At 38.8% G+C, this 24,538-nt stretch carries 21 protein-coding genes; 11 read left to right on the top strand and 10 right to left on the bottom strand.

The window, feature by feature from the left end; genetic code table 11:
- Positions 1-26: 26 nt before the first annotated feature.
- The 6 genes from HWV00_RS15045 to HWV00_RS15070 all read right to left on the bottom strand — a co-directional run bounded on the left by HWV00_RS15045 (position 27) and on the right by HWV00_RS15070 (position 6,565).
- Complete coding sequence (locus HWV00_RS15045; protein ID WP_211682572.1) at positions 27-1,136, bottom strand: GGDEF domain-containing protein; 1,110 nt, start codon at positions 1,134-1,136, stop codon at positions 27-29.
- Positions 1,137-1,138: 2 nt separating this feature from the next.
- Complete coding sequence (locus HWV00_RS15050) at positions 1,139-1,642, bottom strand: hypothetical protein (RefSeq protein WP_211682574.1); 504 nt, start codon at positions 1,640-1,642, stop codon at positions 1,139-1,141.
- Positions 1,632-3,797 (bottom strand): HD domain-containing phosphohydrolase, encoded by a 2,166-nt coding sequence (locus HWV00_RS15055; RefSeq protein WP_255554620.1) that lies wholly within the window; start codon positions 3,795-3,797, stop codon positions 1,632-1,634. The genes HWV00_RS15050 and HWV00_RS15055 overlap by 11 nt, the downstream gene beginning before the upstream one ends.
- Complete coding sequence (locus HWV00_RS15060; RefSeq protein WP_211682575.1) at positions 3,790-4,533, bottom strand: ABC transporter substrate-binding protein; 744 nt, start codon at positions 4,531-4,533, stop codon at positions 3,790-3,792. The genes HWV00_RS15055 and HWV00_RS15060 overlap by 8 nt, the downstream gene beginning before the upstream one ends.
- Before the next feature lies 1 nt (position 4,534).
- Positions 4,535-5,218: a Crp/Fnr family transcriptional regulator gene (locus HWV00_RS15065; protein ID WP_255554621.1), complete on the bottom strand. Its 684-nt coding sequence runs from the start codon at positions 5,216-5,218 to the stop codon at positions 4,535-4,537.
- Between the two features lie 360 nt (positions 5,219-5,578).
- Positions 5,579-6,565 (bottom strand): DUF1800 family protein, encoded by a 987-nt coding sequence (locus HWV00_RS15070; RefSeq protein WP_211682579.1) that lies wholly within the window; start codon positions 6,563-6,565, stop codon positions 5,579-5,581.
- Positions 6,566-6,741: 176 nt separating this feature from the next.
- Between HWV00_RS15070 and HWV00_RS15075 the strand changes: the two genes are divergently transcribed.
- The 10 genes from HWV00_RS15075 to HWV00_RS15120 all read left to right on the top strand — a co-directional run bounded on the left by HWV00_RS15075 (position 6,742) and on the right by HWV00_RS15120 (position 19,833).
- Positions 6,742-7,593: a tetratricopeptide repeat protein gene (locus tag HWV00_RS15075; RefSeq protein ID WP_211682581.1), complete on the top strand. Its 852-nt coding sequence runs from the start codon at positions 6,742-6,744 to the stop codon at positions 7,591-7,593.
- 494 nt (positions 7,594-8,087) lie between these two features.
- Positions 8,088-10,325, top strand: coding sequence for an NADP-dependent isocitrate dehydrogenase (locus HWV00_RS15080; RefSeq protein ID WP_211682583.1), 2,238 nt, complete (start codon positions 8,088-8,090; stop codon positions 10,323-10,325).
- 280 nt (positions 10,326-10,605) lie between these two features.
- On the top strand, positions 10,606-12,474 hold the full coding sequence (locus HWV00_RS15085; protein ID WP_211682585.1) for an acyltransferase family protein: 1,869 nt from the start codon (positions 10,606-10,608) through the stop codon (positions 12,472-12,474).
- 163 nt (positions 12,475-12,637) lie between these two features.
- Positions 12,638-13,357 (top strand): pseudouridine synthase, encoded by a 720-nt coding sequence (locus HWV00_RS15090; RefSeq protein WP_211682587.1) that lies wholly within the window; start codon positions 12,638-12,640, stop codon positions 13,355-13,357.
- 176 nt (positions 13,358-13,533) lie between these two features.
- Positions 13,534-14,673: a tRNA 2-thiouridine(34) synthase MnmA gene (mnmA, locus tag HWV00_RS15095; RefSeq protein WP_211682589.1), complete on the top strand. Its 1,140-nt coding sequence runs from the start codon at positions 13,534-13,536 to the stop codon at positions 14,671-14,673.
- A 2-nt stretch (positions 14,674-14,675) separates the two neighbouring features.
- A complete protein-coding gene (gene hflD / locus HWV00_RS15100; protein ID WP_211682592.1) occupies positions 14,676-15,299 on the top strand; it encodes a high frequency lysogenization protein HflD in 624 nt (207 codons plus the stop codon).
- 24 nt (positions 15,300-15,323) lie between these two features.
- Positions 15,324-16,691 (top strand): adenylosuccinate lyase, encoded by a 1,368-nt coding sequence (gene purB, locus HWV00_RS15105; RefSeq protein ID WP_211682594.1) that lies wholly within the window; start codon positions 15,324-15,326, stop codon positions 16,689-16,691.
- A gap of 400 nt (positions 16,692-17,091) precedes the next feature.
- The gene (locus HWV00_RS15110) at positions 17,092-17,724 is read left to right on the top strand and encodes a 2OG-Fe dioxygenase family protein (protein ID WP_211682596.1); all 633 of its coding nucleotides are present in this window, start codon (positions 17,092-17,094) and stop codon (positions 17,722-17,724) included.
- Between the two features lie 164 nt (positions 17,725-17,888).
- Positions 17,889-19,127: a cysteine desulfurase-like protein gene (locus HWV00_RS15115; protein WP_211682598.1), complete on the top strand. Its 1,239-nt coding sequence runs from the start codon at positions 17,889-17,891 to the stop codon at positions 19,125-19,127.
- A gap of 226 nt (positions 19,128-19,353) precedes the next feature.
- Positions 19,354-19,833, top strand: coding sequence for a DUF962 domain-containing protein (locus HWV00_RS15120; RefSeq protein WP_211682600.1), 480 nt, complete (start codon positions 19,354-19,356; stop codon positions 19,831-19,833).
- 64 nt (positions 19,834-19,897) lie between these two features.
- Here HWV00_RS15120 and HWV00_RS15125 read toward each other — a convergent pair whose 3' ends face one another.
- From HWV00_RS15125 to HWV00_RS15135, 3 genes are all read right to left on the bottom strand, one after another.
- Entirely contained in the window at positions 19,898-21,649 is a 1,752-nt protein-coding gene (locus HWV00_RS15125; protein ID WP_211682602.1) for a flotillin family protein, read from the bottom strand.
- A gap of 83 nt (positions 21,650-21,732) precedes the next feature.
- Positions 21,733-22,371, bottom strand: a complete 639-nt coding sequence (locus HWV00_RS15130; protein WP_211682604.1) for a YqiJ family protein — start codon at positions 22,369-22,371, stop codon at positions 21,733-21,735.
- Positions 22,372-22,673: 302 nt separating this feature from the next.
- Entirely contained in the window at positions 22,674-23,120 is a 447-nt protein-coding gene (locus HWV00_RS15135) for an N-acetyltransferase (RefSeq protein ID WP_211682606.1), read from the bottom strand.
- Positions 23,121-23,348: 228 nt separating this feature from the next.
- On the opposite strand from HWV00_RS15135, the gene HWV00_RS15140 reads away from it, so the two are divergent.
- Complete coding sequence (locus HWV00_RS15140) at positions 23,349-23,978, top strand: outer membrane beta-barrel protein (RefSeq protein ID WP_211682608.1); 630 nt, start codon at positions 23,349-23,351, stop codon at positions 23,976-23,978.
- 25 nt (positions 23,979-24,003) lie between these two features.
- On the opposite strand, the gene HWV00_RS15145 is transcribed toward HWV00_RS15140, so the two are convergent.
- A complete protein-coding gene (locus HWV00_RS15145) occupies positions 24,004-24,528 on the bottom strand; it encodes a GNAT family N-acetyltransferase (protein ID WP_211682610.1) in 525 nt (174 codons plus the stop codon).
- Positions 24,529-24,538: the final 10 nt, after the last annotated feature.

Raw genomic sequence — 24,538 nt, forward strand, 5'->3', positions numbered from 1 at the left:
CAACGCCATACATAATATGGGTACAGTCAATAATATCTATAATCACTCGAATTTACGTCTTTTGATGCCTTTGCTAAATACATTGCAGAGTCTGCCGTCGAAAATAATTTATCCACCGTATCTATTTCATCAGATAAAAAAGAAATACCAATCGCAGAACCGACACTGACAATGTTATCTCCAACATGAATCGGTTGCTGTATTTGGTCCATGATCCGTTCAACAATCGTGTCAACATTTAAGCGATCACCGTAGTGACACAAAATCAGAATAAACTCATCACCACCAATACGTGCAAATACATCATTACCGCTAATACTATAAGAGACTCTTTTGGCTATGACTTTAAGCACTTCATCCCCAGCGTGATGACCCAATGTATCATTGATTTGTTTGAAGTGATTAAGGTCAATAAAAAAGCAACACAAAGGCTCTTTCTTCTGTATTTTCAATCTGATTAACTCAACACATCGTTTTCTATTAGGGAGTAATGTTAACGCATCAAGATTCGATTGTGCTTTCGTGTGCTTACTGTTCAAGTAAGTCATCGACCAAAAAATAAGTAACATAGTAACAATCAAAAAAGTGCCATAGATAATGTATAAAAGAGATTGCTGATGACTCTCTATTTCTCTGGTAAACATTTTAAGATCGCCGCCCTTTAACTCAAAAAACACAATCTGATAATGCCCCCTCTGTAACGTTTCAACGACATCGAGAATAATAGAATATTGCTTCACAGGATCATCACTTGCTAAAATCTGTAATGCCACCTTGTCTAATCTATCAATATTCAACTGTAGTGTTTTAACCGCGTAAGCTTGTAATAAAGGCGATATCTTCTTATCTGATGCTAGAAAATCATAGCTTACAATCAAGAAATCTAATTTTTCTTGCACGCGGTCGATATCACTAATATTTAAATAAATAGCTTCTCGTAACTGTGTATCTAATCGAGATAGCTCTTTACCAAAATACCATGACGCCCAATATGACGCCCGTATAGACTCCACATTACGTGCAGCTTCTTTATTACTTTGTTTATACTCAAAGGTAATAAAACTAATCAGCGCAATTTCAACCAACACAATAAAAACCAAAGCCAAAAATGTTGTTATTTTGTATTTCGTTTTCATTATTACCTTGTTCCACAATGAATATTGATTGTCTCTACAAACCAAACAAGGTTAACCACAATATCGAGTGCATTCATATCATCCATAGCAATACCGCTTAAGTCTCTTATCAGTATTAAAGGGCCCTTTTGTCGTATTGTGATCGCCTTTTCATCCACGGTATAAGCCAGCATATATTGATACTTATTTAATTCTTCCGCTGACATGAACACATTATATATGTTTCTCGCATGCACATTAATCTCTTGAAAAACGTCGCTATTAACAAGACTAATTACGTGGTTAAGATAAAGGCCTCTGTAACGCTTCACCTGTTTATCCCACGGTACTCTTGTCGTTATCTCGTGACTTGGAAGTACTTTTATCTCTGACATGGTAAGACTTAACGATTGCCCATTTGAACAATTATTCACATTAAGAGCAGTCTTACCACTAGCTTGTAATGAAAAAGACAGTACGACGATAATACCGACAAATAACTGATTTATGTGATATCTAGCATTCATGGATATTCTCTTCATGTTTATCAATATATTGCGTTTTAATATCACTAATCTCGGGCAGCGAACGCATAAATGTACTAACTAAACTCGGTTCAAAGTGCTTACCGGATTCACTGCTGATCAGCATCACCGCGTCTTCAAATGTCCATGCTTTTTTATAAATACGTTCAGATGTCAGCGCATCAAACACATCTGCGATCGCTATAATGCGGGCTGAAATAGGGATTTCTTCTTTTTTAATACCATAAGGGTAACCCGTACCATCCCATTTTTCGTGATGAGCAATGGCAATGTCATGAGCCATTCTTAACAACTCGTTATCTTGCGTGCCAATAATGCGAGCGCCAAACTCTGGGTGCTGACGCATGATTGTCCATTCATCAGGGGTTAACTTACCCGGCTTTTGCAATATATAATCCGGCACGCCAATTTTGCCTATATCATGCATAGGCGCAGCATTAAATAACAACTCAACCCAGTCTTTATCACAACCATGATTAGTCGCTATTATTTTGGCGTAATAGCTCATTCTCACGATATGCATCGCCGTTTCGTTATCCTTAAATTCAGCTGCGTGCCCAAGCCGCTTGATAATACTGTAGTTTGATTTAATCAGTTTATCATTCGCTTCTTTACCTAAAAATAACGTATACATGGTCGTGAAAATTGTAAATGAACTCATCACGACCAGAATCAGAATGACCCCTCGCTGAAATTCATAAAAGCTATTGAGCACTTCTTCACTGTCGATCTTAGATATCAAGGTAATATTAAAATCATCCCGCCAATTAGAGACAATATAAGACTCTTCACCACGGTAATCTTCAACTAACTCTAAGTGGCCTTTATGCTCTGGTATATGCCGATCATGACTCAAATTCGAATACATATAGCCACAGTCCAGCGTGCTGGCTTTTGGAAAGCGACAATTAGAGACAATATAATCATCATTATTTTTCGCGACAAGCTCACCAGATAACCCAAAACTGTATTGAGATATATCGTAATAAACAAAGGATATTTTAGGGATGGCACTAAAGAAAACACCGATAACATTACCAAACTCATCCCATATTGGATAAGAAAAATATAAGTCTGCGTAATATAAAGGAGGGCTTTCATTCACTGTTTTTTTCGGAGGTAAGAATTCTGCATTACCGCTAAGGGCACCGATAAAAGCACTATTAATGGTTTTATCTATATCATCCACAGTAAGGTCATTCCCTTGCTGTGCAATAACATCGCCCTCTACATTCATAATCAAGAAAGATGAATCACCACTAATACCAAAATCATTATAGCGGGTGATAATGTTTAGCAACTCATTATAGTTACTCTCATATAATACATTCTCATCACTGTATGACGCATAAACCAAATCACGATAAACACGTTGAAACTCATCTGAGTGTGTCATCTGATTATAAATCGATTCCAGTGTTCTTCTTGTTCTTTCCATGTCTCGACCGAAATCCGTAATCGTTTCCTGTAGATAGATCTCAACCCGTTCTTCAATGATCTTACGGTTTTTTTCGATAATGAAATAACCACCAACCACAGTCATCAAAATAAATCCTGACATGCATGAAAGGACCAGATAAACAAACTTTTTAGATCCAAAGGGCACAGGCCTAGAGCCCGACATACTTAATTTAAGTAGCGCATAGAATACTAAATTAAGGAACATCATGACCAATAGGAAAAAAACAATAATAAAACCCGTTTTATGATGATAATTACTGCTTGATGTTAACGCGATAGGTTTTAATTCAACATTAACGGAACCAATAAGCTGACCTTCATGCACAATCGGCGAAGAGTACCCCCTCAAGTATCCCGTCGAGAATCCATTAAATGTTTTAATATCACCATTAAGCGAATAGCTAAAGATAACCCCTTGGCTCACATCATCAATAATCGTCACACTCACAATATCTTTTCTGCTTTTAATCATGCTGTTAACAATCAATCCAAGTTGGTTATAGTTCATGTTATAAACCAACGCAGAACCGATTAACGATATTTCTTCTGCAACTTCAAACTCAGTTGTAAGCAATTCATCTGTCGATGTCGAATTAATACCAAGCAACACCATGGAGACGATCATCAGTAATACAAAAATAATAATACACTTAAGCTTACCCATTCTTTTAATCATCTGAACCTCTGTACTTCATCAATATTTTGGCCATGAGTCCTGTACTTACCATCTTTTCAATAGCCTGATTGATACGCGGTAATAATGCGCGATGACGTTGCGTCAAGCGCAGTTTAAGATCGAATGTGGCAATACTGTCCGTTACCCTTAATCCAAACATGCTTAAATGTGGTTTGACAACGTCTTCGGGAAACACAGCAAAATCACAGCGATTATTTTTGAGCATTTGTAATAACTGCATTTCTGTTATGATTTTCTGATCATTCGATTGCTTCTCTTTGAGTGAATCTAAATCAGAAAAACCAAGAATAGAGCAGCGCGACAACGTCATTAAAAAACGTGTATCAGGTGAGGTTTGAAAGTTCTTCGGGTTATAAACCATGACTTCTGACGAGGTTAAAATGGCATGACTATAGATACTGTTTTCGAATTCGAGCTTATCTGTACGCCAAGCTTCCGCGATGCCAGGTTCAACATCAAGCAGATTATGATTCATCAAATGCCGAATTCTAGATTGAGGAAAAAATCGATAGCGAAATATAATTCCAACCTCTCGCCCTATTTCATCCAATATATCAATATATAGCCCTTCCGTAGGGGCCGTATCCGTAGGGACTGAAAAATACGGAAGGCGTCCTTGATTTATTAACCCAACATCTAAAATTTCACGATGTGAACCCCATGCTTTCAAAGACAACGCGGTAGAAATAAGAGGCACAAGTAAAAGGTATCTCATGTTAAACCATACTCAATGTGTTAAGTTCTACTGTATCCAAGTATCTAGGATCTCGAATACTTAAATCTATATGGTCTAACCGTTTGCATAGCCCTTTAAAGTCTATGATATAAATACTGTTCCTCTCTAACTCTAGACATTGAGCACTTTCTAATTGCTTAAGCGCTTCATTCACTCGCTGCCGCGAAATACCCGTAATAATGCTGATCTGTTGTTGGGAAATAGCAATTTTAGGTAATACACCCTTAATTTGTTTTTGGTGCATCGTTAATTCAATCAACAAATAAATAATTTTTATTTGTTTATTTTCAGAGAGTAACAATTGTGATTGTCGCCACTTCTGTTGCGAGGCATTAACAACATGATATAGCCATTTAGTCACTTCTAGATCAATATCAATCAAGCGGTCTAATTGCTCTTGTGGAAATACGATCAAGTTAAGGGGTTCTATCTCAGATAATGAAAAAAATAACAGGTTATTGTTCACAGACTGGCAATCACCAAACCATTCTTGCTTTCCCATCACCACATTATTAACGGTTTTTAAATTTTTAGCTTGCATGCAAACAGCAGCAGTCCCTTGATATATATAACAAACACCATCTGATAGCATTTGTCTATGATCCGTGAATTCTGTTTTATATTGTGCAATGTCAATTAGTTTGCACTTTGTATTATTTGACAATGTCGTCGGCCAAATTATATTTTTGGCAATCTCTCGCTGTATCAACTTATATGACCTTAATGCTTATGACGAACTTGTCTTAGGTTTCTGTAACCCTAACATTCACATAAACATCATTCTGTCCGCTTACGGACATAATATTCCATAAAATAATTTGATATTAGTAATTGGGACTTAAAATACCCTATGATGTATTAATATAGAGGTAGGTATAACTAAAATTAGATTTAATCAAAAATAATAAAATAGATATTTGAAAAATATGAGGCGGGATAATTGTAGCAATGTAGCTAAAACATCGAGTTACCCCAATGCTTTAACTACTTATTTTATTTTTATATTGATAAATATGTGGCTTAACTAAGATTTAAATACCGGGGATATTGTCGCCCCTTGAGACTCCTCATCGAGTAAAATAGCTTGAACGACAGCATCTAAGTCGCCACGACTACCCGCTCCGTTATCATTAAATACCATGGCAACGCGCTTAACATAATCAGGAGATGGATTTGATGAAGCCAAACCTTGGATCAGTTGACGACTAATAAAAGGCCCTACATTCGGGTGATTAAACAATAAGTCTAAGCTCAGTGATAATTCTTCACTGCCTTTCATACCGGCATTAATTGTTTGCCCGAATATCACTTTTTCGGTGTAATCATGCTGTTTCGGTGATAATTCCATAAACGTATCATAACGACCTGAACGGCCATGGCCATAACGTTTATTCTCAACAAGATCCCAACCTGTGAAAACTCTCGCCAAATTCTCAACATCAGCTTGTTTATAGCTCAAATTTTTATTCCCCTGCGCATCCAAAATAGCTTGCCCAGAAAGATCTAATTGAAATAAACCGATACTAAATAGTCGCATGACTTCACGCGCATAATTTTCATCAGGAAAAGTGTTATTTTTCAGATCAGCTTTACGACTTCCCTGCATAGATAAGTGAACACCCATCGCAGGAGACAAGGTAACATCTTGTAATAAATCACGGTAATTACCAAAGCTGTGTTTTACTAAAAGATCGTAATACCACGCTAAGCCATCATCGTATTTAGTCAATGACTGTTCTTGACTTGATACAGCAAAAATTTCTGACAACGCAAAAGCGACTCGCTGGCGCGTAATTTGTTGCGCATTCAACAAGGTGTCGGGAGCCAACCCTAAGCGACCTTGATATAATCGTTTGATTGTTGCATCAGTGACTTGGTGTGACACATTCAGCATTGACTGTGTTAGACCACTCTTTTCTTGTGACATAACAGTGCTAGCACTGGCAACTGGTAAATTAAGACAACTCAGCAGCGCACAACTAATTCCATTTATAAATAAAGCTTTACTCATTATGATCTCGTCCTTGATACCGCTAACCTATAAATATATGCTGATTTTCGTTCGACTACAGTGATCTATGTCTCACTCATAGACAGATACTCTAGACTTGATTATGGTAACTTTATCCCCCATATGTCTTTCATATACGAAATTTATACCGATACGCAATTTGATGGAGCTAATCAGTGCAGAATTATATCCTTGAACTTACCAGTGAAAACTTTCAAGAAATCCTACTACAAGGTAAATACTCGCAACCAATCGTCATTGATTTTTGGTCTGAACGTGCACCTGAAAATCAAGTAAGTGCGCGTCTATTAAATATAGCGCAAAGCTTAAATGGCCAAATAATACTGGCTCGACTTAATTGTGATCGTCACCCTGAACTTGTACAGCAGTTTGGTATCAAAAGCTTACCAACTGTCGCTATTTTTAAAGATGCGAAACCAGTTGATAGCTTTGTTGGCGAACAAGAAGAAGCGGCGATCCGTGAAATCATCAGCCGTCACTTACCAAAACAAGAACAAGTGTTGCTGCAACAAGCACAAATGTTATTAATGGAAAGTAAGTTTGCTGAAGCAGTACCGCTAATGGGTCAAGCTTACGAACTTGCATCAGATAATGTTGATATTAAAATAGCTTATGCACAAGCGCTATTAGGTTCACATCAAGTTGAAGCAGCTGAAGCACTACTTGATACGTTTGCAGAAGCAGAACAGCAAAGTCACCAATACCAGACTTTACGTTCACATTTAGACACGGCAAAAAAATCAGCTGAAACACCTGAAATCGTATCATTAACTGCTGCCCATGAAGCAAACCCTGATGATTTACAAATTGCTTATGATCTTGCGATTCAACTACAAACAGCAAACAAGCATAACGATGCAATGGTGTTGTTATTTAAGATTTTAAGTACGGAGTATGATTTCTTAGAAGGTGGCGCAAGAAAGGTTTACTTGGAGCTATTATCTGTAATGACAGATGCTGCGCTAGTAGCCGACTATCGTCGTAAGCTATATAGTTTGATGTATTAATCGTAACGATTAATCACAACACAGATCATATAAATGAAACCCTGATGCTTTAACGCTCAGGGTTTTTATTTTAAAAATTCCAATCTAAATTCCTCTAACGACTGCGATATAGAATAAATATCCATACGCTGTAAATCCATGACAAACAACTGAATTTGTAGGAATTTAGTTAAGACAAGGTTACTTAAAACAATTCTATTAGTGCGACAAGCATTGATTACATCACTTAAACTCAGCTAACACAACGCTAAAAATAATGACAAAGTGGTATGATTTCAAGTGTTTTGACGTAAAACAAGATTGTTTATACAGTTTATATGGTATTATGAAAAAAGTAGATACGGAGCATCTGCTAGGATAACAGCTGTTGCGATTTCTGCAACCTAGCTATAACAATTATCAATCCCTCTAGAATCTACGCTATTTGAAAGACACTAGATCAGATGTTCCGAATTTTAGTAGAGGGACCATATGCTAGTAATCCAGGGAATAATATGTCTGAAGAAAATTCAAAGATTATTTACACTTTAACGGACGAAGCGCCGTTATTGGCGACTTACTCACTTCTACCGATCATCGAAACATTCACTTCAACTGCCGGTATTGACGTAGTAAGAAGTGATATCTCGGTTGCAGCCAGAATCCTGGCTGAGTTTCCAGATTATTTGAGCGAAGAACAAAAATTACCAGATAACCTCAGTGAACTAGGTCGTCTGACGCAAGATTCAAACACTAATATTATTAAACTGCCAAATATCAGTGCGTCTGTGCCACAGTTGCAAGCAGCAATTAGTGAATTACAATCGCAAGGGTTCCAGATTCCGAACTTACCTGAAGACCCGAAAACAGATGAAGAAACATTAATTTTACAACGCTACTCTAAAGCTCTTGGTAGCGCTGTAAACCCTGTTCTTCGTGAAGGTAATTCAGATCGCCGCGCACCAAAAGCAGTTAAAAACTTCGCACGTAAACACCCTCATTCAATGGGTAAGTGGAGCCAAGCATCTCGAACTCACGTTGCACACATGCGTGAAGGTGACTTCTACCACGGCGAAAAATCGATCACACTAGATAGTGCTCGCGACGTAAGAATGGAGCTACTAACAGAAGCTGGCGAAACAATCGTGCTTAAAGATAAAATCTCGCTGTTAGATGGCGAAATTATCGATAGTATGTTTATGAGCAAAACAGCATTATGTGAATTTTACGAACAAGAAATGCAAGATGCCTACGAAACGGGCATGATGTTCTCTTTACACGTAAAAGCAACGATGATGAAAGTATCTCACCCGATTGTATTTGGTCATGCGGTAAGAATTTTCTATAAAGACGCGTTTGCAAAACACCACGACCTATTTGAAAAACTGGGCGTGAATGTTAATAACGGCTTATCAAACCTTTACGAAAAAATCGACGGTTTACCAAGCTCACAACGTGAAGAAATTCGTCGTGACTTACATGCTTGCCACACACACCGTCCAGAATTAGCAATGGTTGATTCAGATAAAGGGATTTCAAACCTACACGCGCCAAACGATGTGATCGTAGATGCATCTATGCCTGCTATGATCCGTGGTGGTGGTAAAATGTGGGGGGCTGATGGTCGTCCAAAAGATACCAAAGCCGTTATCCCTGAATCAACGTTCGCACGTATTTATCAAGAAATCATCGCATTTTGTAAAACAAATGGCGCATTCGATCCAGTCACAATGGGTAGTGTGCCAAACGTTGGCCTAATGGCACAAAAAGCGGAAGAGTACGGTTCGCACGACAAAACATTCGAAGCGCCAGCGACGGGTGAAGCACGTATCGTAGACATCGCAACTGGCGAAGTACTAATGGTTCAGAATGTTGAGAAAGACGACATCTGGCGTATGTGCCAAGTTAAAGATGCTCCTATCCGTGACTGGGTTAAATTATCAGTTGAGCGTGCAAGAGACTCAGATACACCGGTTGTATTCTGGCTTGACCCTTACCGCCCACATGAAAACGAACTCATCATTAAGGTAAACGAATACCTTAAAGATCACGACACTGAAGGATTAGATATCCAAATCATGTCACAAGTTCGTGCAATGCGTTATACCCTAGAACGTGTAGCTCGTGGCCTAGATACTATTTCAGCAACAGGTAATATTTTACGTGATTACCTGACAGATCTATTCCCAATTATGGAATTAGGTACAAGTGCTAAAATGTTGTCTATCGTGCCATTAATGGCAGGTGGCGGTTTATTCGAAACAGGCGCAGGTGGCTCAGCGCCGAAACATGTACAGCAACTTGTTGAAGAAAATCACCTACGTTGGGATTCGCTAGGTGAATTCCTTGCGTTAACCGTGTCGCTAGAATCAGTAGCGAAGAAAGCGAATAACACGAAAGCAAAAATACTTGCAGCAACGTTAGATCAAGCAACTGAAATGTTATTAGACAACGGTAAATCACCATCACGCCGTACGGGTGAATTAGATAACCGTGGCAGTCACTTCTATCTTTCTCTATTCTGGGCTAAGTGCCTATCAGAACAGTCTGAAGACAAAGAATTGCAAGCTCAGTTTACTTCACTTGCTGCAACACTTAGTGAAAACGAACAGCAAATTGTCGAAGAGCTAAACTCAGTTCAAGGTAAAGCGGTAGATATCGGTGGTTACTTCAACGCAGACCCTGCGAAAATTGAAGCTATCATGCGCCCAAGTAAAACATTTAATGAATTACTAAAAACAAAACTTAGCTAATATTAAGTAAACCAATATTACGCACCAAACCCGCAATAGATTCGTCTGTTGCGGGTTTTCTTTTTCAGAACGCCCATACCCAACAAATACGCTACCTATTTCAAGTAATACCTATTCAATATTTCCCCACAACCATAGTTTGTTAGTGCTTTCTTTTTATAAACCGTGATTTTAAATAGATCAACACAGCTAAAATGACGTAAAATAAAGTATTGCGATGCACATTAAAGTAAAGCTCATAAACACATCAGGCCATAAAGGTAATTGATAAGGTAAAGCAGTGAAATTTAGAACCGATTTAAATGGGTTAAGAGCAATAGCACTTATTGCCGTCGTATTGTTCCATTTTAATCCGAGCATCGCGCCCGGAGGCTTTGCGGGTGTTGATATTTTCTTTGTCATCTCAGGTTTCCTCATGACAGGGATTATCTTTAAAGGACTCAATACTGATTCCCTAAACTTAGCTGACTTTTATTTATGCAGAGCAAATCGTATTATTCCTCCGCTTGCAGCTCTCTGTTTTATCCTATTGCTCTTTGGTTGGTTCTTATTGCCACCGATGGATTATTTAAATTTAGGCAAGCATGTCGCCAGCAGTGTCACGTTCCTATCAAATATCACCTATTTTTATGAGGCTGGTTATTTTGATGAAAGTGCCTATGAAAAATGGTTGTTACATACTTGGTCGTTATCGGTTGAATGGCAGTTTTATATTATTTACCCTATTATACTGCTGTTTTTAAAACGCTATTTTTCACTCGAAAATTTAAAGCGGTTATTAATTGTTGGGACTGTTTTAGGTTATATATTTTGTACTATTGCGACAGATATGTGGCCAACATTTGCTTACTTTTCCTTGCCAACACGCTCATGGGAAATGCTGTTAGGCGGCGTAGCTTATTTCTACCCAGTAAAATTACACAGTAACCAAAAAAGATTACTTGAAATTGTCGGCGTCTCGTTAATTTTATCATCGTTTATTTTTACCACTAAAATGACACCTTGGCCTGGTTACATCGCTTGTATCCCAGTGTTTGGGACTTACCTTATCCTGCTCAGTGATCGCGAAACAAGTATTATCACTAACAATCGGGTGTTTCAAACACTCGGTAAGTGGTCATATTCAATCTACCTTTGGCATTGGCCTATTGCGGTCTATGGGGCATATTTTAAATTAGAGAACTGGGTACCAATCGGTTTAACATTATCGGTTATTTTTGGTGCAGCCAGTTATTACTTGATTGAACGTAATCAATTTAAACATAGAAAAAACACGCTGATTTTCACCCTAATAACGGCATTCGTTTTTGTTGGTTTTTACAAATCAATTCCCTTTCTGCTTTATCACATTTCAGGTATGCCAAAATACATTATTGAAGCCAATTTAAATCAAAGTGACAAAGGCGAGCTTTATACTTGGCAAATGATGGATACACTTAAAAAAAATAAAATTAATAACGATAAGTTAAATGTACTGTTTATTGGTGACTCGCAATCTGCTGATTTTGTTAATGTCATCAATGAAAAAGTCAGTGTCATTAATAATGATCGCGTTAATTTTATGGCTCAAAAAATATCGGCTAAATGTGGTGTTTTTTACCATCTGCCTAAACCATTAAATACGCTCTACGACAGAATTAATCTCTCTGAAAATATAGGCGAGAAAAAATTACTCAAATGTGCAGCAAAAATCAGAAAAATAACAGCGGATCCTCGCCTACTCAATGCTGACTTTATTTTTATTGCGATGAATTGGCGCAACTGGGCTTTGGATTATAACATTCAAGCCATTGAAGCGATAAAACAGCGAAATCCAAAGGTCAAAATAGTGATTATCGGCAACAAGGGGATCGCACGTCCACTGCCAATACTGATGCTTAATGCATTTGAAAGTAAACAAGATGTAAGCGAGATGGTGTATAAGTCGCTGCCAAGCAGTAACATTAAAAACAATGCGTTTTTTAGTGCGAATCAAGATGTAGGCTATCAGTTTATTAATATGACTTACGCATTTTGCCCGACTAAAAAGTGTAATGTCGTCGATAAAAATGGCCTGCCATTCTTCTATGATGAAGTACATACGACCAAGCAAGGTGCGATGTATCTCTCAGAAAGGTTAAAGCCTGTATTACCCGTTGAAATTTATTAATCCCCCCTCTTTGTTAATCACCACACTGAGTCGCTATCATAAGAATATATTTTAGCGACTCAGATGGCCCTAAAGTAAATAACGCTATATTAAATTACCCTATAAATAGATTGCCAAAATTTGCTACAATTGCCTTATAAGCATCTTAATTATTAGCGAACACATGTCAAAATCAACACCAGCAGTAGCACCTAAAAAAGCAAAACTAACGCTAGGTAGAAAAAAAAGCCCTTCTGAACAGGCGAAAAAGAGCCAAATTAGTTATACCAATACGGTAAAACCGCGTGGTAAAAATAACCGCTCACAACATTCTAAACCTAAAGAGTCTGGTCCAACTCAAGTTTATGTATTCAATAAACCTTACATGGTGTTGACTCAATTTACCGATGCTGATAATCGTGAAACATTGAAAGACTATATCAAGGTACCGGATATCTACGCTGCCGGTCGCCTAGACCGTGATAGTGAAGGACTGCTATTACTAACAAACAATGGTCGCTTGCAAGCGAAGTTAACTCAGCCCGGTGAAAAAACAGAGAAAACGTATTGGGTGCAAGTCGAAGGTGAACCGAGCCCAGAAAAAATTAATGATTTACGCTACGGAATCGTCTTAAAAGACGGTCCAACACTGCCAGCTAAAGTTGAAATCATGACCGAACCAGCAGTGTGGCCGCGCGTACCACCAATTCGTGAACGTCAAAATATTCCAACGACCTGGCTAGCAATCACAATCGTCGAAGGCCGTAATCGCCAAGTTCGTCGTATGACTGCACATATCGGGCACCCGACACTGCGTTTGATCCGTTACCGCATTGGACCATGGACACTGGATAATATCCAACCAGGTGAATTGCTTGAAACCAGTATTCATATGATGGATTAGCAGCAAAGTCTGTTTTTGCGCGGGCCTTCATGGTAAAATTCGCGCCATTGAAATTTGGTTTTCAAAGAGCAGTCCAAAACTGTACCAAGAACACCAATTTCAACTCTATATTTAATACATTAGCAAAAAAGCCTTTAACTTTATTTGCATTACTACAAGAGTAATTAAAAGGTCCTATGACAAATAATACAATTGACGCAAGTACTAAAGAATTAAACAGTACTAAAAAGGTAATCGTTGGCATGTCCGGCGGTGTTGACTCATCTGTTTCTGCTTACTTGCTACAACAGCAAGGTTATCAAGTAGAAGGCCTGTTCATGAAGAACTGGGAAGATGACGATAATGATGAATATTGTGCCGCTGCTGAGGACCTAGCAGACGCACAAGCAGTATGTGATAAATTAGGTATTGAGTTACACGCTATTAATTTCTCTGCTGAGTACTGGGATAACGTGTTCGAATACTTCCTTGCTGAATATAAAGCAGGCCGAACGCCAAACCCTGATATTCTTTGTAACAAAGAAATCAAATTTAAAGCATTCCTGCAATTTGCTTCTGAAGTACTTTCTGCTGATTACATCGCAATGGGTCACTACGTGAGCCGTCGTCAAAAAGCCGATGGCACATTTGAAATGCTACGTGGCTTAGACAGTAATAAAGATCAAAGTTACTTCTTATACACGTTAGATCATGTGCAAGTTTCGCGTTCATTATTCCCTGTTGGTGAATTAGAAAAGCCTGAAGTACGTCGTATTGCTGAAGAACAAGACTTGATCACAGCAAACAAAAAAGACAGTACTGGTATCTGCTTTATCGGTGAACGTAAATTCACTGAATTTTTAAGCAAATACTTACCTGCACAACCGGGTAAAATTGAAAGTGTTGATGGCGAAGAAATTGGTGAACACCAAGGTCTGATGTACCACACACTTGGTCAACGTAAAGGCCTGCATATCGGTGGCATGAAAAACAACAACAGCCAAGAACCTTGGTATGTGGTTGATAAAGATATGGAGCGTAACGTACTGCTTGTGGCACAAGGTCACAACCACCCGCGTTTATTCTCGACTGGTTTAATGGCGTCGCAACTCCACTGGGTTAGCCGCGAACCATTAACACAGCCATTACGTTGTACTGTAAAAACGCGTTACCGCCAGACTGATGTTCCTTGTTTAGTGACACCAATCAGCGAAGACCAAATTGAAGTAACTTTTGATAAACCCGAACTTGCGGTTACACCTGGCCAATCAGCGGTATTTTACCTTGATGACGTTTGCCTAGGTGGCGCAATTATTGATGTTCAAATTAGGGACTAACAGTGTCAACTAACTTCCAAGAATCAAATATAGCCTTTGCTGGCGTTTGTCAGGCTGCTGCGCTAGTACACCAACTTGCAACGACTGGTAATTGTGATGATACACAATTAACTAATACCTTACGTTGTGTGATCGTGACAGACCCAAGTCAGACAATTGAAGTTTATGGCGAATACGCAAACTTAGAATTAGGCTACAAAACGCTTATTGCTCAGTTAAGTAATACGTCTAAAGGCCCAGATAGTGCATTAACACGCTACATGATTGGCTTAGTCGCACTAGAGCGTAAACTTGCTAAACGCAATGATATTCTTGGCATGTTAGGTGAACGCATCTCACAAGTTAAGCGCCAAACTCATCATTATGAGTTAACGGATGCACAAATTTTAAGTAATATGGCGTCGATTTATGTGGACCTAATCAGCCCACTTGGCACCAAGATCCAAATTGCAGGAACAGCAAGTTTCCTACAACAAACATTGGTGAGAGATAAGATCCGTGCAGTATTATTTGCCGGTATTCGATCAGCAGTGTTATGGCGACAAACAGGCGGTCAACGTCGCCAAGTAGTTTTCAATCGTAAACACATGGTAGAGCAAGCTAAGCAACAATTAGCTCGAATTTAACCTAAACACACCCAGGAGTATGTAATGGAATTATCAGCGTTAACAGCTGTTTCCCCGGTCGATGGTCGCTACGGTAGTAAAACAGTAGCCCTGCGTTCAATTTTTAGTGAATTTGGTCTAATCAAATACCGTGTACAAGTAGAAGTTCGTTGGTTACAAAAACTAGCTGAATGTGACGCAATTGCAGAAGTACCAGCACTAAGTGCTGATGCAAACGCTGCATTAAACAGCATCACAGATAACTTCTCTGAAGCTGACGCTGCGCGTATTAAAGCAATTGAAAGCACTACAAACCACGATGTAAAAGCAGTTGAATACTTCTTGAAAGAGAAAGTAGCTGATAACGCAGAACTGAATGCAGTTTCTGAGTTCATCCACTTCGCTTGTACTTCAGAAGATATCAATAACCTGTCTCACGCATTAATGTTAACTGAAGCGCGTGAAACAATTCTTTTACCTTACTGTGAAAAGCTTATCGATAGCCTAACAGTACTAGCAAAAGAATATGCTGCTGTACCATTATTATCACGTACTCACGGCCAGCCTGCATCGCCAAGTACTATGGGTAAAGAATTTGCTAACGTTGTAGTGCGTTTACGCCGTCAAATGTTACAAATCGCTAATGTTGAAATTTTAGGTAAAATCAACGGCGCTGTAGGTAACTACAACGCACACATCTCAGCTTACCCTGATGTTGATTGGAATGAGTTCTCTGAAGAATTCGTATCTAGCCTAGGTGTTGTATGGAACCCATACACAACACAAATCGAACCGCATGATTACATTGCTGAACTTTATGACGCAATTGCACGTTTCAACACAATCATTCTTGATTTTGACCGTGACATCTGGGGTTACATTTGCCTAGGTCACTTCAAGCAAAAAACGATTGCTGGTGAAATTGGCTCTTCAACAATGCCACACAAAGTTAACCCGATTGATTTTGAAAACTCAGAAGGTAACATTGGTATTGCTAACGCACTATTCAATCACCTTGCTGCAAAATTACCGGTTTCTCGCTGGCAGCGTGACTTAACAGATTCAACTGTATTACGTAACCTAGGTGTTGCTATCGGTTATTCTGTTATTGCCTACGAGTCAACGCTAAAAGGCGTGAGCAAATTAGAGCTTAACGAAGAAGCACTACTAGCTGATCTTGATCGTAACTGGGAAGTTCTGGCTGAGCCAATCCAAACAGTAATGCGTCGCTACGGCATCGAAAAACCATATGAAAAGCTAAAAGAGCTTACTCGTGGTCGTCGTGTTGATGGTCCTGCTATGCAAGAATTCATCGATACACTAGAACTAACTGATGCAGTTAAAGCGGAATTAAAATTAATGACGCCTGCTAACTACATCGGTCGTGCTGTTGAGTTCGTTAACGAACTATAACTTTAGCTGTAACTGTAACTGTAACTGTAACTGTAAATAGTTAAGCTATAGATAGTCATGCACACTGTAAATAATTTAACATATGGCTTCATGTGTTAAATTAATTTAAGCCCAAGTTTATGTACTTTCAACTAGAAATAGTAACAGTACGCTTGGGCTTTTTTGTGCGCTAGTTAACATTACCATTTTCGATATCAAAAAACCGAATATCGTCAAACCAAATAAATGCAAAATATAACTTCAAATTGCAAATAAAAAACCTCCACAAAATTTCATTTATTAACAAATATACAGACTTTTGTAAAACATACGTTCGAAGTTAGCCCCCTATCTTGTAACTCTGTTCGATACACGGATAATCAGCATTACATTTACATCTGGTTAACCAAGGATTTACAGTATGAACGGATCATTTCTTATTGAAGCATTTCAGGCACCCTCTACATGTGCGCAAAACTTAGGTAATTTCTTTAATGATTTAGGTGCCGATCCTTACCTTGAAAGTAACTGTCGATTCCGTGCATTTTCTCAATATCAAAAAACTAATGATCAATTTGAAAAATTAAACTCAAGTACCTTCATGCAATCATCAGATGTAAATCGTCTTATCGGTAACGTTGAACGTAAGTTCGAAGACATCTCTCCAGCACTTGATCAGCATCCTGACTTTCAAACATTGTTAAATGCATTTCTTGAGCGTACTAACGTTGATACAACAAAGCAGCCGATTGGCGTACATCAGATCCGCGTCGTGTGCTCACAGGATAAATCTGGCTCACCAGCACCTGAAGGTATTCACCAAGATGGTTTTGATTTTGTCGGTATTTTTTGCGTAAAACGTGACAACATCGCAGGCGCATTCACACAAATATTTTCATCGCCAGTAGATCAACACCCACACATGAGTACCACACTAGAAGAGAACCAATTCATCATTTTTAATGACCGTCGCTATTACCATTACGTGACTGAAACACTACCTGGTTTACAAGATGAAACCGGACTGCGCGACGTATTTGTTTTCACCGCTTAATTGACAACGTCCGCGATAAAGCAGCGAATAAGACAGTAGTTCGAACTGTCATAAACGTACTTAACAATCTAAATAACTGTATTACGTTTTTACAAATAACAGTATTACGCCTTGTAAAAATAACTGTTCTAAACGTAATAATAATTTTATTAAAGGAATAACCGATGAACTTATGTCTTGAGTCAATCCGCCAAGCGTTCCCAGCACTGCAACAAAAAGTAAATGGCGAGCCAGTGTATTTTTTTGATGGCCCTGGTGGCTCACAAGTTCCACAGTCAGTGCTTGATGCAATGACTGCTTACTTAGGTAAATATAATTCAAACCTTGGCGGTCGCTTTTTCTCAAGTGAAAAGACCGTTGATGTGATGCGTAATGCACGTCTCAGCGGCCAAGCATTATTAAATACCGAATCTCCAGACAACATCGTATTTGGCGCTAACATGACGTCACTTACCTTCCAACTAAGCCGTGCGATAAGCCGAGATTGGCAAACTGGTGATGAAGTTATTGTGACTTCTCTAGACCATTATTCAAACGTATCAACGTGGCAACAAGCAGCGGATGATAAAGGCGCGATAGTACATCAAGCCCGCGTTAATGAAGATGATTGCACATTAGATAGCGACCATTTAATCTCATTAATCTCTAACAAAACGAAACTAGTGGCGTTAACATTTGCATCGAACACCACTGGTTCATTAGTAGACATCAAACCTATCATTGCAGCTGCGCATGCCGTTGGTGCTAAAGTTTATATTGATGCGGTTCATTACGCGCCACATAAACTTGTTGATGTACAAGCATTAGGTTGTGATTTCTTAGCATGTTCAGCTTATAAATTCTTTGGCCCTCACGTGGGTATCGCATATGTCGCGCCACAATGGTTACATAGTTTATCGCCTTACAAAGTTGAGCCAGCAACAAATCAGGGGCCAGGCCGTTTTGAAACCGGTACTCAAAGCTTTGAAGCCTTAGCTGGTTTTACTGCTGCAGTTGAATACCTTGCCCATGCAGGTGATCAAGCACTGCCGCTACGTGAAAGACTTGTACAAAGCTTCGAATTATATCAAGTCCATGAGCAGCAGCTTAGCCAACATTTCCTTGCCAAGTTAGCGCAATACAGCAACGTAACGCTATATGGCATTAATGACATGGACAGATTAGCTGAGCGTACACCAACCTTCTCTATCCGTATTGACCACGCTTCACCAGAAGATGTATCTGGTTTGCTCGGTCAACATAATATGTGCGTATGGAATGGTCATTTCTATGCAATTGGCTTATGCAAACAATTAAATATCTTGGATAAAGGTGGCGTTATCCGTATTGGTTTTATGCACTACAATACCACCAGCGAAATTGATGCGTTATTTGATGTGTTAACAACGGTATTAGTTAAATAACGACTAACTTATCGCAGCTCGTATTCATAAGTCCAAGTGTCTCATCGCACTTGGACTTCATAAAAATAATCCCGCATAAACGAAGTAAACCACGCCCCAATCACCTGAAATACCAAAAGTCGCTTACCGATAACACTTTCATTTAATGACTTATGCTAGCCTATTTTTCCAATATGTATAAATACATAACGCGAAACTAATCAACGACACAGCAAGGAAGCAAGATATGTCACGTCAATCAAGAACAGTGCAACAATGGTTTGATGAATATGGGGTTAGCCACCAAAACAAAACCAATAAACTCATTCACTGGGTCATGGTACCCATCATCTTTTTTACCATCGTTGGTTTACTATGGTCTATTCCTAAAATGGACTGGATGGATGGTTCTCTTTGGCTAAACTGGGCAACACTCGCCATGTTACCGGCGATGTATTTCTATTACACCTTATCACTACGCATTTTATTGGGCATGCTACTGTTCACAGGATTATGCCTACTCGCGTGTTATATGCTGACACTATACTTAACCATACCGCTATGGATATTTAGCGCCATATTGTTTGCGATTGCCTGGGTGTTTCAGTTTATTGGACATAAAATTGAAGGAGCGAAACCCTCATTTTTTGAAGATCTGCAGTTCTTATTAGTCGGTCCTGCTTGGTTACTTGGATTTCTCTACCGACGTGCGGGTATTCGTTATTAAAAAAATACCCTTTATCGTGAAATAAAGGGTATCTACAAACTTAATGATTAAATACGTGATTCAATCAGCCAATATCACTGGCTGATTTGTTTACCGGGTCATTCGTTGGCGCTTGAGCAACAGACTGTTTAATCAGATTATGATTACCCGTCAATAAATCCTCCAGCGAGCCATTTTCTTTATCAACCAATCCAATCTCTTTAAGCATGTTATCCACCAGTGGTGCATTCGCACGGTAGTTTAGCGCAGCGGTCGTTACTTGCTCTGATAAACTGAGCGGTGCTGATGACTGACCATCGTTCGAACTCGTGCCAGTAACGCTATGACCACCATTGCCACCGTAACCCTGCAAAATTTTAATGCCCTCTATGTTCTCTAATGGTTTCACCGCATTGGCGATTAATTCAGGCAATACTTGTAAAATTGCGAGTGATTTTTGCAAATCGATCTGTTCAGTACTTAATAAATTATCCGCCTCATAACGAGAACGCTTACCTTCAGCTTCAACCGCATATACTTTTTCATTTGCTTCAGCATTCAGTTTTAATGCATCTGCTGATGCTTTTGCTTCAATTAAAATTGATTCAGCATTATCTTCGGCTGCTTGTTTTGCTGCATGTGCTTGCACGGTAATACCAACCGCATCACGTTCTGCTTCTTTCGTTGCTGCGATAACTTCAATTTGCTTATTACGATTTGCTTGTGCAACTTCACGCGCAGTCACAACCGCTTCTTCTTTCTCAACCTTATTTTTTTCTGCTTCAGCCGCTTTCGCGCGAGCCGCAGATTCTTCTTCAGATTTAACCGCAACTGCAATTTGCTTTTCTTGCATCGCAACTTCAATATCCCGCTGCTGCTGAATTCTTGATTGCTCCAGTATTTTTATTTTCTCGATTTCTGCGGTTTCAATAAATTTAGATTTTTCAATTTCGGCTGCTTCAATCGCTCTTTGTTTTGCAATCTCAGCTTCGCGCTCTTCCTGTGCTCGTTGCTCTCGTTGCTTCACAATCGTTGCCTGTTGCTCAGCTTTACGCATTTCGACAACTTGCTCTTGGTTTAATTGTGCATTCATTTTTTCTTGTTCAATTTCGAGCGATTGTTTTTCTGCCAGTACATTACGTTGTTCAATTAAAATTCTATTTTCTTGCTCAATATCGTTGGTTTCTTTACGCTTACGTTCAATAATCTGAGCAAGTAAAGCACGACCTTCGGCATCGAAAGCATTATTTTTATTAAAATATTGTAGGTCTGTTTGATCAAACCCCGTTAATGATACAGACTCAAGTTCCAAGCCGTTCTTCTCTAAATCATTAATCACGTTTTGCTGTACTCGCTGAACAAAGTCAGAACGCTTCTCATGCATTTCTGTCATTGTCATCTCAGCCGCAACCGCACGTAATACGTCAACAAACTTCGATTCCATGAGTTTTTTCAACTCTTCAACACGCATGGTTCTAATACCAAGCGTTTGCGCAGCCATAGAAATACCTTCTTTTGTCGGTGCTACGCGTAAATAGAAGTCAGCTTTCACATCCACACGCATACGATCTTTGGTGATCAAAGCATCCTTCTGAATTTTTTCGACTTCAATTCGTAATGTATTCATACTGACAGGTATAGTTTCATGTAGAACCGGTAGTACCAACATACCGCCGTCTTTCGCAATTTTCTCTCCCCCCATCCCAGTTCTAACAAAAGCAACTTCTTTGGTTGATCGTACATACAACTTCGCAATGATAAGGCCAATCGTCAACATAGCGATAAACACACTACCCGCGATAATGAGAATGAACGTAATATTTCCTGGTAATTCCATATTAATAATATTCCTAAATATAAGTGATAACTTTTCTATTTCGTGATGACTGCTTAATTGTTTGCAACCCCGTTATTTGCAAATCACTTGAATGGGATCGCAAGCCAACTTCTTGTCAATTTTTCAACAACGACGACCTCGGTTCCTTGAGTAAATTTCTCATGCTCATATGCAGGCTCTACCATTAAATAATGTTTTTGCTGAAAGTCATCGACCAAAACAGCTTCTGCAGGATTGCCCTTAGTGGCAGTGCCAATCGTAACTCTGGCTAACTTCCCGTTAAATTCAGCAGTAGACACAGCAGAACTATCACGTAGCGGTAACCACTGAGCGAGTTTAGAACCAAGAGTATGCATGAACAGCATGGTCAACGTTATGCTGATAGGTATCGAGATTAATAATGAGGGCTGCCATTCAAACACCGAAAGCATCACGAAGTTAATCATGAACCCCGAAACGGCAAAAACAGTAAATGAGAGGATCAGCCAGATAAACAAAGGTAATTTACTAATACAGAGCCAATCTAGCGCACCGTTTAATCCTCCAGAACTCACCGTTACACTTGTGTCGCTGTTAAATTCAAAAGGAGAAACATTATCGAGCATCTCTAACAGGCTTAAGCCTATTAATAAGCCCAATATTTCTATCAAAGTGAACAAAAAAACAATACTTATTGCAACGGTATAAGGCAGGTTTATGTCAGACAAAAAGAATGTCAGCATGCTGACTCCATATAAATAATAACAATAAGCATAACTACTTGAATAATATAAAATACACTAGCTAACCACTCATATTACGAGATCTTTATCACATAAAATATTTTATACATACCGAATAAACCACAAAGTTATTTATTTTCAATATTATTGAATTAAGATCAGCTGCACTAATACATAAATAGCTTCGCATCTTCATCAAGGGGGTTGGTTGAATTGTTAAACAGACCAAGAATAGATCTGTTTAACGAAATTTTGTGACTGGATCAAAGGACATATAATCAGAAGCTAACGGTTTTTTGTTATTACTTTACCGCTAGACGATACGCAAAGTACTCAGTGTCTCGTACAAATCCTAACTTTTCATACAATGCTTGCGCCGATAGATTATCTTGCGCGGTATTCAAATCAACACGAATTGCACCGGTATTTCGAGCCTCCCTCACTACACGATGAATCAACTCATTAGCAAGGCCTTGTCTACGATATTCAGGGGCTATAAATAGATCATTTAATACCATAATCTTACCCAGCGACACCGATGAAAACGAATGATAGTTAAGTACAAACCCCATAGGGTCTCCAACTTTATTATACGCAATGAACACTGTTGCATCATTATTCATCAAACGCTCACCTAAATACGGTCGGTACTTTTGTGGAGCAGATGGTTGCTTATAAAACACCATGTATTGATCAAATAAACTGACCAGATCATTTAATTCTTCAAGTGAGGCTTGTTTAATATTCATAAAATTCCTTTTTAATATGAATCAATTGATGCTCGTGTAATACAAGATGTAACACGACTTTAGTTAATTATTACTGATTCCAGAGTATCAATTTTTCATTAAATTACAATAACCAAAAACTCCTTATTTATTCATACTTTAGCCTTCAAATTTATCAGTATACTAACGCGAATATTCACACTAAAAATCAACTTGCCGCCATTTAGCTCATTTAACAAGGAACGTAAAATGAAACTAATATCTCTGTGCCTCACACTGGCCTCGCTACTTTCTAGCGCTGCTTTTGCTAATAACAATTATACGCCAGTTAGTTATCGCTATTACCAACTAAACTACACAGAAGTTACAGCTGAAGATGCTGATGAACCATTAGAAACATATCAAATAAATATTTCCAACTTAGTCAGCCCTTATATCTTTAGCAGAACAAGTTTTAACTATTTAAGTAAAGAGAAGGTTATTGATGCGCAAAATTCAATGACAACAACCTCGATGCAAGCCGTATTCAATATGGGTACACGACTGGCGCTATTACCTAAAATTGACCTAACAGTTGAAAGCGGGGCTATTTATGAATTCGGTAAAGAAGTCGAGCTTAAATCAAATTCTGTATCCGTTACAGATGATGACTTTGACAGTGAATTCGGATTTAACGCGGCGGTCGGTCTTGCAATGCACTTCAGCCGCCATTTAGAGTTTATTGTTGATGCCGCCTATATCGACATTGGTGATGAGTCAGAAATGGAATACAGTGCTGAACTGGTTGCACATTTACTGCCCAACCTTGCATTAGTCGCCAATGGTGTCATGTATGAAGAACACGTGGGGTATGGTTTCGGACTACAGTTTGACTTTTAATCAAGGGTTCCCCCTATTAAAGCACCTATTCTGACGCTAAACGATATCTCAATACGTGCTGATTTTCTTCTTCACAATAGAACTGATTTAAAAACACCCCACCACAACTCTCTATTACTTTACGTGATGCAAGGTTGTCCGGATCGCAGGTGATAATTACATCATCAACCATAACAGTCTTCTGAATATTAGAAAGCATGAATTCCGCTACTCCTTGTCCCCTTACTGAAGGTCTTGTTTCATAACCGATATGACCAATAACGTTATTAATATAATCGTTACTCCCCTGTCTCACCCGTATCGAACCAAGAATAACGCCATTCTCGATACAGAAATAAGTCGTGATAGGCGTCCACCCTTTCGGGAGCTGTTCACCACGCGCATAAGCAATACGTTTCTTTAGATAAGCGGCGTAATTGTTAAAGATAAATTCATAAAGTACGATGCCATCATCAACACATTCATCAACGTAAGATTTAAACGCAGTTAAATGCGTTATGTTTGCGAGTTCTATTTTTGCAAATTGAGTTTTTGCGGATTGAATATTCATCTGCTCGTTA

Source organism: Moritella sp. 24 (genome assembly GCF_018219155.1).
In the GTDB taxonomy this organism is placed as follows: domain Bacteria; phylum Pseudomonadota; class Gammaproteobacteria; order Enterobacterales; family Moritellaceae; genus Moritella.